The 11,605-nt window shown below is 68.9% G+C and carries 11 protein-coding genes and 1 pseudogene; 4 read left to right on the top strand and 8 right to left on the bottom strand.

Annotated features, from left to right (window positions below; translation table 11 throughout):
- Positions 1–34: 34 nt before the first annotated feature.
- The 4 genes from FCU40_RS21130 to FCU40_RS21145 form a co-directional block, all read right to left on the bottom strand.
- The gene (locus tag FCU40_RS21130) at positions 35–1,306 is read right to left on the bottom strand and encodes a patatin-like phospholipase family protein (protein ID WP_168077648.1); all 1,272 of its coding nucleotides are present in this window, start codon (positions 1,304–1,306) and stop codon (positions 35–37) included.
- Positions 1,307–1,312: 6 nt separating this feature from the next.
- Entirely contained in the window at positions 1,313–2,002 is a 690-nt protein-coding gene (locus FCU40_RS21135; protein WP_035016891.1) for a hemolysin III family protein, read from the bottom strand.
- A 129-nt stretch (positions 2,003–2,131) separates the two neighbouring features.
- Positions 2,132–2,902, bottom strand: coding sequence for a sulfite exporter TauE/SafE family protein (locus FCU40_RS21140; protein WP_168077650.1), 771 nt, complete (start codon positions 2,900–2,902; stop codon positions 2,132–2,134).
- Between the two features lie 157 nt (positions 2,903–3,059).
- Positions 3,060–4,226 carry an MFS transporter gene (locus FCU40_RS21145; protein WP_168077652.1) on the bottom strand — a complete coding sequence of 389 codons (1,167 nt, stop codon included), beginning with the start codon at positions 4,224–4,226 and terminating at the stop codon, positions 3,060–3,062.
- Between the two features lie 97 nt (positions 4,227–4,323).
- Between FCU40_RS21145 and FCU40_RS21150 the strand changes: the two genes are divergently transcribed.
- The gene (locus tag FCU40_RS21150) at positions 4,324–5,253 is read left to right on the top strand and encodes a LysR family transcriptional regulator (protein WP_168077654.1); all 930 of its coding nucleotides are present in this window, start codon (positions 4,324–4,326) and stop codon (positions 5,251–5,253) included.
- Positions 5,254–5,404: 151 nt separating this feature from the next.
- Here FCU40_RS21150 and FCU40_RS21155 read toward each other — a convergent pair whose 3' ends face one another.
- On the bottom strand, positions 5,405–6,451 hold the full coding sequence (locus FCU40_RS21155) for an aspartate-semialdehyde dehydrogenase (protein WP_168077664.1): 1,047 nt from the start codon (positions 6,449–6,451) through the stop codon (positions 5,405–5,407).
- Between the two features lie 357 nt (positions 6,452–6,808).
- Between FCU40_RS21155 and FCU40_RS21160 the strand changes: the two genes are divergently transcribed.
- Positions 6,809–8,026, top strand: a complete 1,218-nt coding sequence (locus tag FCU40_RS21160; RefSeq protein ID WP_168077666.1) for a PQQ-dependent sugar dehydrogenase — start codon at positions 6,809–6,811, stop codon at positions 8,024–8,026.
- An 80-nt stretch (positions 8,027–8,106) separates the two neighbouring features.
- Here FCU40_RS21160 and FCU40_RS21165 read toward each other — a convergent pair whose 3' ends face one another.
- The 3 genes from FCU40_RS21165 to FCU40_RS21175 form a co-directional block, all read right to left on the bottom strand.
- Positions 8,107–8,508, bottom strand: a complete 402-nt coding sequence (locus FCU40_RS21165) for an ASCH domain-containing protein (RefSeq protein ID WP_168077668.1) — start codon at positions 8,506–8,508, stop codon at positions 8,107–8,109.
- A gap of 106 nt (positions 8,509–8,614) precedes the next feature.
- A complete protein-coding gene (locus tag FCU40_RS21170) occupies positions 8,615–9,190 on the bottom strand; it encodes a hypothetical protein (protein WP_241693676.1) in 576 nt (191 codons plus the stop codon).
- Positions 9,191–9,333: 143 nt separating this feature from the next.
- A complete protein-coding gene (locus tag FCU40_RS21175) occupies positions 9,334–10,005 on the bottom strand; it encodes a glutathione S-transferase family protein (RefSeq protein WP_168077672.1) in 672 nt (223 codons plus the stop codon).
- 135 nt (positions 10,006–10,140) lie between these two features.
- Here FCU40_RS21175 and FCU40_RS21180 point away from each other — a divergent pair, with 135 nt between their 5' ends.
- Both FCU40_RS21180 and FCU40_RS23185 read left to right on the top strand, forming a co-directional pair.
- Positions 10,141–11,184, top strand: coding sequence for a ribonucleotide-diphosphate reductase subunit beta (locus FCU40_RS21180; RefSeq protein ID WP_004615781.1), 1,044 nt, complete (start codon positions 10,141–10,143; stop codon positions 11,182–11,184).
- A gap of 148 nt (positions 11,185–11,332) precedes the next feature.
- Positions 11,333–11,605, top strand: a pseudogene (locus tag FCU40_RS23185) (hypothetical protein); the annotation flags it as partial.

The raw sequence follows: 11,605 nt of genomic DNA on the forward strand, positions 1-11,605 counted from the left end.
TCTAGCGCCTGTCTGGTTTAGATGGAACCAGGGGTCAAGGGTGGGGTTCCAGCGGCGCGGCTGCGTCCACGGGACCCGACGCGTCGCGGACGACGAGGCCAACGCCCGGCGCGATGGGCGGGGTCTGCTTCTTGAACAGGCCGCGCCACAGGCTTTGCTCCTCGACCGCGCTGGTCCAGGCCTGGCCGGTCAGGGCCTGTTGCTGGCCGGCGTCGTAGATCCGCCGCATCAGCTCGGTCTCGAACTTCAGAAGGTTCGCGCCCTCGAAGGCGTTGGGGATCGAGGCCACCGAGAGCGGCAGGTTGTGGCGCGAGCAGAATCCCGCCGCCAGGCTGAGGGCCTGACGGTACGAAAACCGCAGCATGGTCTCGAAGCTGCGGCTCATGATCGAGGCCACGCCCGGCGGCGTGGACTGGGTCGAGGGGTCCAGCACCGTGTTGACGATCACGTGCACGCGGCCGCGCCGCAGGCGAGAGCCCAGGTTGCGCCAGTGCAACAGGGCGTCGGGCATCAGAAACAGCGGCGCGGCGACGCCGCCGTCGACGTGCATCTCCTGCAGATGCTGGCCGTCGGCCTCGACGTCGATCAGCTTGGGCGGAAAGATGCCGGGCACCGAGGACGAGGCGACCAGCAGGGTGCGGAACAGCTTCAGCGCCGCCTCGCCGCCGCGCGCGGCGATCTCGCCCATGTCCCAGACCACGGCCCGCTGGCTGTCCAGATTGGTGGTGGCGATCAGCAGGCGACGGCCCTTCAGGTGCTCGGCGGCGATGGCGGCGATCATCTCCTGATCGACGAAGGCCTCGACCAGCGCGTCCAGCGATTCGCCCTTGAAGATGCTGGGGCCCAGGGCTGGGCCCAGGCGTCGGAAGCTCAAGAGCTCCGCCGCGTGGCCGCCGACATAGGCGTCGGTCAGGCGCTCGTCCCAGGCCGGACCGAGGAAGGCCAGCGGCGCGATCAGGGCGCCGGTGCTGACGCCGGTGACGATGGCGAAGTCGGGACGGCGGCCGGCCAGGGTCAGGCCGGTCAGCAGCCCCGCGCCATAGGCGCCGCCGGACGCCCCGCCCGACAGGGCCAGGATGTTGAACTCGTCGCGGCCCAGCAGCGAGCGCATCGGGGCCAGACGGTCGGCGGCCTGCTTCAGGGCGTCGTCGGCCTGATCGACGGTCAGGCGCACGCCGGGGAAGCCGATGGCCTCGACGGGACGGTCGCCCGTCGGCGTGGGCAGGCGCTTGCCGCGCAGCGGGTCGACGGTCTTCCGATCGCGGAAGAAGCTCTGCAGGTTGATCTTGCCGGGATCCCTGTCCACGACGGCCTAGCGCGCGCCGGCCAGCACCACGCCCACCAGCACGGCCGCGTAGTGCAGCCCCGCGCCGCCGATCACGTGCCCGTGCCAGATGGCGCGGCGGAACTTCAGGCGTCGCATCAGGTAGAAGATGGTGCCGGTGGAATAGACGACGCCGCCGATGGCCAGCAGCAGCAGGGCTACCCAGGACAGGCCGTCGATCATCGGCTTGATGGCCACCAGGACCAGCCAGCCGAGGGCGAGATAGAGGCCGACCCAGAACCGCTTGTCCAGGCCGGGCAGCAGCAGCTTGGCGAACACGCCGGCGCCGGCCACGGTCCAGACGGCGGTCGTCATGCCGATGGCCCACCAGCCGTGCAGGTTCTGGGTGGTGAAGGGCGTGTACGAGGCGGCGATCATCACGAAGATCCCCGCGTGGTCGAAGCGGCGCAGCAGCGGGCGCCAGCGGGCCTTGGCGAAGTTGTAGGCGGTCGACAGCGACAGCATCAGGATCAGGCCGACCGTGTAGATGCTGACGGCGACCACCTGGTTGAGGTTGCCCAGGCCAAAGGCCAGGCCCAGCAGGATGCCGCCGCCCAGCAGGGCGCAGGCCAGGCCCGCCAGGTGCACGATCAGGTCGGCGCACTTGGCCGCCGGCGTCGGATAGTGGGTCGCCGTCTGGGTCGCGACGAGATCGGTGGAGGTGCTGGTCGTGGTCATGGCCCGCCCCGGGTGCGTTGTGCTGTACGTCCGAACGCTAGGTTCGTTCCGTGACATATAAGCGTCGATCATCATGGCCTTGAAAGGGCCGTCCGGCCGAAAATCGCTCGGGAGGTCAAAAGGCCGCGCTCAGGCGATGAGGCCTCGGGCTCCGTCGAGGACAAGCTTGCCGCCGACCAGGACCAGCAGCACGTAGATCACCCGGTAGAAGCCCTCGGCCGGCACGCGGCGCACCACCCAGACCCCGGCCCAGGTCGAGGCGATGGCCAGGGGCAGCAGCACCCCGGCGGTGGCCAGCACCTTGGGCGTGAAGGCGCCCAGGGCGACATAGGCCGGGACCTTCATCCAGTTGACGGTCGCGAAGAAGATGGCGCTGGTGCCGATGAAGGCGTCGCGCGGCAGGCGGCGGGGCAGCACGTAGATCTGGAACGGCGGGCCGCCGGCGTGGGCGATCTGGCTGGTGAAGCCGGCCGCCGCGCCGCACAGGGCGCCCAGCCAGGGACGGCCGGGCGCGGCCGCGACCTGTTCCGCCGCGCTGACCGCCCGCTCGGCCCACAGGCGCTGCAGGGCGAAGACGACCGAGATCGCCCCCACCGCCAGCTCGACCGCCGCTTCCTTGACGAAGGCGGCCAGGGCCCAGCCCAGGAAAACACCGACGGCGGCGGCCGGCAGCATCAGGAGCAGCAGGCCCTTGTCCCAGCTCTTCCGGAAGGCCCAGACGCTGACCACGTCCTGGACCAGCAGGATCGGCAGGGTGATCGAGGCGGCCATGACCGGCGAGACGGCCAGGGCCATCAGCGGCACGGCCACCACCCCGATCCCGGCGAACCCGCCCTTGGCCATGCCCAGCAGGATCACGGCGGGAATGGCCACGGCGTAGAACAGGGGATCGGTCAGCATCAGCGGGGCTTAGCAGCAACCGCGGCCCCGGCCCATGCCGTTCTTCTGGAGCGTGAGGCTGAAAGTGGGGACTGGCTCCAGCTTATCTCACGCTCTAAACATTTGATTTAGAGCCTTTTTGACGCCTGAAATCGATTCCGATTTCAGGCTGAAGGCTCTAGGCGATCGACGGTTGGGCGCGGCGTTCGAGCGCCAGGGAGAAGCCCGCCAGCGCCAGGGCCGACAGTGGAACGGCGGCGGCGATCAGCGGGATGGCGGAGAGGCCTGGGCCGTGGGCGATGACCGCCCCGCCCAGCCAGGCGCCGAAGGCGTTGCCGAGGTTGAAGGCGGCGATGTTCAGGCTGGAGGCCAGGCCCTGGCCCGCGCCGCCGGCCTGGCTCAGCACCCGCATCTGCAGCGGCGCGACGGTGGCGAAGGCGGCCGCGCCCAGCAGGAAGGCGGCGATCACCGCGCCGACCTGGCTGTGAAAGGCCAGGGCCGAGCCGGCCATGACCAGGGTCAGCGCCGCCAGGGTCCCGACCAGGGCGGCGTTCAGGCCCTTGTCGGCCCAGCGTCCGCCGACCAGATTGCCGCCGACCAGCCCCGCGCCGAACACGAGCAGGATCGGCGAGACGGCCGCCTTCGAGAAGCCGGCCAGCTCGGTCAGGATCGGCTGGATATAGGTGAAGACCGCGAACACGCCGCCGAAGCCGAGGACGGTCATCAGCAGGCCAAGCTGCACCTGCGGCCGGGCCAGCACGGCGAACTCCTCGCGCAGGGGCGCCGGCTCGACCTTGTCCTGGGCGGCGGGAACCAGCGCGGCCAAGACCACGAAGGCCAGGGCGCCGACGGCGGCCACGGCCCAGAAGGCCATCCGCCAGCCGAAGGCCAGGCCCAGCCAGGCGCCGAACGGCACGCCCAGCAGGGTGGCGATGGTCAGGCCCGTGAACATGATCGAGATGGCCGAGGCCTTGCGCTCGGGCGCGACCAGCGAAACGGCGACCAGCGAGCCGACGCCGAAGAAGGTGCCGTGGGCCAGGGCCGTGACCAGCCGGGCGGCCATCAGGACGCCATAGGTCGGGGCGATCGCCGCCAGGGCGTTGCCGACCGTGAAGATCGCCATCAGCACCAGCAGCGTGGTCTTGCGCGGCAGTCGGCGGGTCAGAAGGGTCAGGATCGGCGCGCCGACGAAGACGCCCAGCGCGTAGCCGGTCATCAATAGGCCGGCGGTGGGGATCGAGACGCCGAGATCGGCGGAGACCTGCAGCAGCAGCCCCATGATGATGAATTCGGTGACGCCGATGCCGAAGGCGCCGACGGTCAGGGCATAGAGGGCGATAGGCATGACGGCCGGCTCCATTGATGTCGGGCGATCAGATAGCGCCGCGCGCGTCTGTGAATTAGATTGCGGCCAGGAACTTCACTTGTGATTTGAGGGCACGATGGCGCGCCAGGAGATCAACCGCTCGGGCGAGATGGAGGTCTTCGCCCGCGTGGTCGAGGAAGGTGGCTTCACGGCCGCCGCCAAGGCCATGGGCATGACCCCGTCGGCGGTCAGCAAGCTGGTGGCGCGGTTGGAGGCCCGGCTGGGCTCGCGGCTGGTGAACCGCTCGACGCGCAAGCTGCGACTGACGGCCGAGGGTCTGACCTTCCACGAGCGCGCCCTGCGGGTGCTGGCCGACCTGGACGAGGCCGAGCGGTCGGTGGCGGCCTGCGCGGTCCCCCGGGGGCGGCTGCGGATCAATTCCAATGTGCCGTTCGGCCTGCATCACCTGTTGCCCCTGATCCCGAGGTTCACGGCCCTGCATCCGGAGGTGCAGGTCGACGTGACCCTGACGGACCAGGTCATCGATCTCTTGGACGAACGCGCGGAAGTGGCGATCCGCGTCGGACCCCTGCGGCCCTCGCAACTGGTGGCCAAGAAGCTGGGCGACAGCCGCACCGTCCTGGTGGCTTCGCCGGACTACCTGGCGCGGCGCGGGACGCCGCGGCGTCCCGACGATCTGACGGGCCACGACCTGATCACCTTCAACTTCTCGCGCCAGTGCGACGAGTGGCCGTTTCTGATCGATGGCGAGCGGGCGTACTATCCGGCGCACGGTCGGGCCATGGTCGGGGACGGCGAGTGCGCGACCCACCTGGCCCTGGCCGGGCAGGGGATCACCAAGCTGGGCATCTTCCACATCGTCGACCATATCCGGGCTGGGCGCCTGGTTCCGGTGCTGGACGACTTCAATTCGGGGGAGCTCGAGACGATCAGCGCCGTCTATGTCGGCCACGCGGGCCCGCTGCCGGCGCGGGTGCGGGCCTTCATCGACTTCCTGGCGGCGGAGGTCGATGTCGACTGGCCGATGGCGCGGGCGGTGGCTTAGCGCCCCCTCCGTCTCGCCGCGTATCCGCGCGGCGATCCACCTCCCCCTTTGCAAGGGGGAGGAGATTGGTTCTCCTCCCTCGCGAAGCGGGGGATGTGTCGCGGCGCGAATACGCGCCGTGACGGAGGGGGCGCTAAAGGCCTACCCCGCTCTACGCGCCCAGCATCACCTCGGCGATCTGCACGGCGTTCAGGGCCGCGCCCTTGCGCAGATTGTCGCCGACCACGAACAGGGCCAGGCCATGCGCGACGGTCGGGTCCGGACGGATGCGGCCGACGAACACCGGGTCCTGTCCGGTGGCCGCCAGCGGGTTGGGGACGTCGTCCAGCACGACGCCCGGCGCGTCCGCCAGCAGCGACGCGGCCTCGGCGGCCGAGATCGGCCGCTCGAACTCGGCGTTGATCGACAGCGAGTGGCCGGTGAAGACCGGCACGCGCACGCAGGTGCCGCTGACCGGCAGGCCGGGGATCTCGAGGATCTTGCGGCTCTCGTCGCGCAGCTTGATCTCCTCCTCGGTATAGCCGTCCTCGACCACGCGGTAGTTCAGCGGCACGACGTTGTAGGCCAGCGGGACGGCCCACTTCACCGGCGCGGGCAGGGGCGCGGCGTCGGGCGAGCGGGCCAGGCCTTCCAGGTCGCCGTCCAGGCCGGCGTTCAGCTGGCCGGACAGCACCTGGATGCCCGCCACGCCCGCGCCCGAGGCGGCCTGGTAGGTGCTGACGGTCAGGCGCTTGAGGCCCGCCTTGTCGTGCAGGGGCTTGAGCACCGGCATGGCAGCCATGGTGGTGCAGTTGGGATTGGCGACGATGCCCTTCTTGATGCTTTTCAGCGCGTGCGGATTGACCTCGGCCACCACCAGCGGGACGTCGGGATCGCCGCGCCAGGCCGAGCTGTTGTCGATCACCACGGCCCCGGCCGCCGCCGCGCGCGGGGCCAGCTCCAGCGACGTCCCGCCGCCGGCCGAGAAGAACACGATGTCGAGGCCCGCGAAGTCGGCGGTCGAGGCGTCCTCGACGACCACCGTCTGGCCCTTGAAGTCGATCTTGGTCCCGGCCGAGCGGGCCGAGGCGAACAGGCGCAGCTCGGCCAGCGGGAAGTCCCGCTCGGCCAGCAGCTCGCGCATCATGCCGCCGACCAGACCGGTGGCGCCGACGACGCCGACGCGGGGCGGATGGGATCGGGAAAACTTGAAGTGCATAGCAAGGCGTCTCCTGGTGATGCGGAGGCGCGGGAGCTTCAAGGATCTCGTGATCGAGAGAGCCGCCCCGCGCATCGGCGGGGCTGACTTCGGATGCTGGCTAGTTCGCGCACGCACCCGACGACGCCCCGCCGCAGCGGGTCGTTTTCGGGCTAATAATCGTGATGGCGCGGACTTGCATCGGCAGCGCTTCTAGCGGGCCGGCGCGGCCGCGTAAAGCCGGCGGCGCGAAAGCGGTCATTGGCCGGGTGACTTCGCGCCGAATTTGTCGGAGCTTTAGCGCCCGCGAAGCGCTCTAGGATCTTCGACGATGGAGCGGTCGCCCGCCGCCCCGACCACGCCCTGGGAAACTCAAGCATGAAGCTCGCCAAACTCGCCCTGCTGACGACGCTGGCGTCGGCGACGGCCGTCCACGCCCAGACCAATCTCGGCGCCCAGGCCCCCGAGGCCTCCCTGCCGTTCACCGTGACCCAGGTCGCCACGTTCAACCAGCCGTGGCGCATCGCCTTTCTGCCCGACGGGCGGATGCTGATCACCGAAAAGCCCGGCGCGCTGTGGCTGGTGACCCAGGCGGGCGCGAAGACCGCCGTGGCCCATGTGCCGCCCGTGCTGGCCGAGGGGCAGGGCGGTCTGCTGGGGATCTTCCTGTCGCCCCGCTACGCGACCGACTACGCCGTCTACCTGACCTATGCCGAGCCAGGCGACGGCGGCTCCAGCCTGGCCCTGGCGCGGGCGACCCTGTCGCTGAAGGGCGACAAGCCCAGCCTGGACGGGCTGAAGGTGATCTGGCGCGACGGCGGACGCGGCGACGGCGGCCAGTTCGGCGCCCAGGTCGCGTTCTCGCCCGACGGCAAGTTCCTGTACCTCACGGTCGGCGAGCGTCAGCGCTTCACGCCGGCTCAGGATCCCAACTCGCCGCTGGGCAAGATCCTGCGCCTGACCCTCGACGGCAAGCCGGCCCCGGGCAATCCGATGGCGGGCAAGACCGGCGCGGCCAGCGTGCCGATCATCGATCCGCCGACCGACACCGAAGCGGCCAAGACCGCGCCGGTGGTCCGCACCTACACGTTCCCGGGCCCGAACCTGACGCCGGCCGAGACCTGGAGCACCGGCCATCGCACGCCCTACGGCCTGGCCTTCGCGCCGGACGGCCGGCTGTGGGAGGTCGAGCACGGCCCCCGGGGCGGCGACGAGCTGAACCTGATCCAGCCGGGCAAGAACTATGGCTGGCCGCTGGTCTCCTACGCGGTCAACTACAACGGCGTGCCGATCCCCAGCCCCGACACGCGGCCGGACCTGGAAAAGCCGGTGCTGTACTGGACGCCGGTGATCGCGCCGGGGAACCTGATGTTCTATCACGGCAAGATGTTCCCCCAGTGGGAGGGCTCGGCCTTCGTCAGCGGTCTGGGGTCCAAATCGCTGAACCGCATCGTCGTCAACGGCGCGACGGCCACGGGCGCCGAACGCTGGAAGCTCGGCCACCGCATCCGCGACGTCGAGGTCGCGCCGGACGGGGCGCTGTGGCTCCTGGAGGACTCGACGAAGGGCGGCCTGTTCCGGCTGACGCCGAAGTAGGGGCGCTAGTCCCGTCGTTCGCGGGGAGAAGGGCTCTCTTTGGGGGACGAGCTGGGGTCGGGGACCGCTCCCGCCAGAGCTTAGCCGTCTATGCGGGCGACCAACTCGAATTCCTCGCACCAGAGCATCATCTCCGGAGAGAAAGCGCCGTTGCGTCGGAAGTAGTCCTCGTGGGCGGCGCGCCAGCCGTCCAGGGAGAGATCTCCTTCGCCTTCCTTCCGCGCGAACTCGGCGCTGACATCCATGAACCCGCTCTGAAACAGCTTCACGGTGCGCAAGACGGCGCGAGGGGTTCCGTGACGATCGCAGGCGACCATGAGCTTTCCCACGGTCGTCATCTGCCCAAGTGTCGCGTCCCAGCATGTGGCTGTCTTTCGACCGGCCAGAACCAAGGCCAGGAGGCTGTCGGCGAGGTCTCCGCCATCGCCGAAGCTGAACCGCTCCAGGCCTTCAATATCGTGTTCGCGAAGGATCGAGGTCATCACGTCACGCTAATGATGGACGCGGGGATTCACCACCGTGTCTCGCTTCTCTCGCGCCTCCCCCGATGCGCCCAATCGTCCTCGGCCCTCGACGATCGCAGCTCAATCAGACCAAAAGAGCCTCCAGCGCCTTCTGAACCATCCAGCACTCATCCGCGTCGAAGGCCGCGTCGGCGCGCGCTAGCTGAGCCTGGGTTTCGTCGCTGATAAGCCAGGTTCGGGTCAACGATCGCTCGATCGTCGAGACGTTCTCCCAGAAGGGCGGCGCGGGTCGGCCGTCCTCTTCAGCCGCCAGCCAGCTCAGGACGAAGCTGGCCAGACCGTGAGCGGCGGCTAAGGACGTCGCTGAGCGCCAGGCTTCCCGATACGCGCGGGTTTCGCCGAGCAGTATGGCCAAGCCACCGAGCCAGTCTTCCGCTTCAAGCCCAAGTTCCTGTGTCGCCAGTGCTGACGAGAAGGCGGCCTGGAAGACCGCCTCGACGGCGGCCTGCTGGATAGGAGGCCATGTTCGCCAGTCCGCCTGCCGGAGCTTCTCGGCGATGATAGCGGGCTCGGCGCCCACCCAGCTAGGATCGCGCACGGCCAGTTCGAGGATACGCGGCAGGAAGTGCTGGTAGTCGCGCGTTGTGCCGACGGTCGTGATCGCCCAGCTCGAATAAGGGCCGATGTCGGCATCCGCCAAGTCCCGCAGCGGGCGGTGGGTCAGGGTCTGGTGAATGGCCTTGGCGTCTCGCAGCGGCGAGGCTTCGAGTTTTCTTGGCGGAGGGGCGTCCGCGAAGGCGGCATAGGCCTTATCCAGGGCCGCGGCGAGGGCCGTTGGAAGAGTCATGTCTGCGCCCCCAACCGCTCCCACCGGTCAAAGAACGGGAACCGTTCCGCCCAGAACGCCGCGAGCCGCGGGTCCGCGTCCACCCGCTTCACCACCTCGCTCATCCGCGGCGCCGCCTCGTAGAACCTGACCCGCCTCGGACCCCAGCGACTCAGCACGGCGACGTAGAGGTCCAGCACCGTCATCTCGTCGCCCAGCAGGTAGCGTCCCGGCGCGATCTGACTCTCCATCATCCGCCAGCAGTCGACGATCCGGTCCTTGATCGCCGCCTTCGCGCGCGCCTGTAGCGCCGGGTCCTCGCCGACCAGCCGCGCCGGTGCGTCGCTGATCCAATAGAGCGCGTAGATCGAGGCCGAGATGAAGCTCATCCAGCGCAGGAACTGGCCTCGGGCCGGAGCATCGATCCCAGGGGCGAGGCGCGCCTCCGGATAGCGATCGGCCAGCCAGATCAGGATGGCGGCGCTTTCGGTGATCGTCTCGCCGTCCGGCGTGACCAGCGCCGGAATTTGCTTAAGGGGATTGATCGCGGCGACCTTGGCGGCCTCCGCCTCGCCGCGCCAGGTCGGGGCCTCGACCACCTCAAAAGGCAATCCGATCAAGGTCATGGCCGCCTCGACAGGCACGCCGCCCGAGCCGACGGCGCTGAAAATCGTAAACGGCTTTTTCACGATTCATCCCCTATCTTGTGGGTGGGGCCCATTGTCACACTAGATGTGGTGGGGCACTCTTAGGCGTGCGTCGGGCGGTCGCCTGCCGTAACCTCTTCTAACCCGTCCGCTCGATTCTCGCTCCGAGGCCCTGTCATGTCCGCTCCGTCGTCGCTGATCCTGCCTGGCCTGATGACCCCCTCGGGCGGCTACAAGCCGTTCCGCTATCCCTGGGCCTACGACTTCTGGAAGAAGCAGCAGCAGGTCCACTGGATGCCGGAAGAGGTGCCGCTGGGCGAGGACCTCAAGGACTGGGCCGTCAAGCTGAACGACAAGGAACGGAACCTGCTGACGCAGATCTTCCGCTTCTTCACCCAGTCCGATGTCGAGGTGCAGGACAACTACATGGAGCGCTACGGTCGGGTGTTCAAACCGACCGAGGTGAAGATGATGCTGGCCTCGTTCGCGAACATGGAGACGATCCATATCGCGGCCTACGCCCTGCTGCTCGAGACCATCGGGATGCCCGAGACCGAGTTCTCGGCGTTCATGGAATACGAGGCCATGAAGGCCAAGCACGACTACATGCAGACCTTCGGCGTCGAGACCAACGCCGACATCTGCCGCACCCTGGCCATGTTCGGCGGCTTCACGGAAGGGCTGCAGCTCTTCGCCTCATTCGCGATGCTGATGAACTTCCCGCGCTTCAACAAGATGAAGGGCATGGGCCAGATCGTCTCGTGGTCGATCCGTGACGAGAGCCTGCACTGCGACGGCGTGATCAAGCTGTACCACGCGTTCAACAAGGAAACGAACGCGGTGACCAAGGCCGTGGCCGACGACATCGTCGACTGCTGCAAGCACGTCGTGGGCCTGGAGGACAAGTTCATCGACCTGGCCTTCGAGGCCGGCGAGGTCCAGGGCATGACGCCCGACGACATCAAGGCCTATATCCGCTTCGTCGCCGACTGGCGCCTGCGCCAGCTGCAGCTGCCCGAGGTCTACGGCATCAAGGAAAACCCGCTGCCGTGGCTGCAGGCCCTGCTGTCGGGCGTCGAGCACGCCAACTTCTTCGAGGCCCGCGCCACCGAATATTCCAAGGCCGCCACCAAGGGCTCGTGGCACGGCGCCGATGGCGTGTGGACCAGCTTCGACGAGATGATGAAGAAGCGCACCGACCAGACGCTGCCGGCCGAATAGGGCGGCTTTAGCGCGCGCGAAGAGGGCGGGTCCGCGAGGGCCCGCCCTTTTTGCTTTTTGGCGTCGGGCCCGAGCGCGGCCTTGGCGCCGCCCCGCTTTGGACACAACGACAGGTTCCATTTCGCGCCCAGCGGTTGGGGGCGAGGGGATGGTTCTGGCCAGACGGGCGCGGGGGGCCGCGATCGCGACGCTTTCGCTGGCGCTGCATGGCGTCGTGCTGCTCTGGCTGGCCTGGCCAAGATCCGCCGACCTGGTCGCCAACGGCCCGGACCTGTCGTCGATGACGGTCGAGATGACCCGCCCCCCTTCGGCCGCGCGGGCTTCTCCGAGGCGGACGCCCGCGAGAGCCGCCACCGCCCCGGCGCCGATCGTGGCGCCATCTTCGACGGCGATCGCGAAGGCGACGGAAGCGAGCGTCCCG

Origin of the sequence: Caulobacter sp. SSI4214, from assembly GCF_012184455.1 — a bacterium.
GTDB lineage: Bacteria > Pseudomonadota > Alphaproteobacteria > Caulobacterales > Caulobacteraceae > Caulobacter > Caulobacter vibrioides_E.

What these genes read in the sequence shown, in the direction of transcription:
- FCU40_RS21165 (WP_168077668.1), bottom strand. Translation starts at nt 8,508, where the DNA reads ATGACCTCGATCCTTCGCGAACACGATATTGAAGGCCTGGAGCGGTTC.
- FCU40_RS21155 (WP_168077664.1), bottom strand. Translation starts at nt 6,451, where the DNA reads ATGCACTTCAAGTTTTCCCGATCCCATCCGCCCCGCGTCGGCGTCGTC.
- FCU40_RS21150 (WP_168077654.1), top strand. Translation starts at nt 4,324, where the DNA reads ATGGCGCGCCAGGAGATCAACCGCTCGGGCGAGATGGAGGTCTTCGCC.
- FCU40_RS21180 (WP_004615781.1), top strand. Translation starts at nt 10,141, where the DNA reads ATGTCCGCTCCGTCGTCGCTGATCCTGCCTGGCCTGATGACCCCCTCG.
- FCU40_RS21140 (WP_168077650.1), bottom strand. Translation starts at nt 2,902, where the DNA reads ATGCTGACCGATCCCCTGTTCTACGCCGTGGCCATTCCCGCCGTGATC.
- FCU40_RS21135 (WP_035016891.1), bottom strand. Translation starts at nt 2,002, where the DNA reads ATGACCACGACCAGCACCTCCACCGATCTCGTCGCGACCCAGACGGCG.
- FCU40_RS21160 (WP_168077666.1), top strand. Translation starts at nt 6,809, where the DNA reads ATGAAGCTCGCCAAACTCGCCCTGCTGACGACGCTGGCGTCGGCGACG.
- FCU40_RS21145 (WP_168077652.1), bottom strand. Translation starts at nt 4,226, where the DNA reads ATGCCTATCGCCCTCTATGCCCTGACCGTCGGCGCCTTCGGCATCGGC.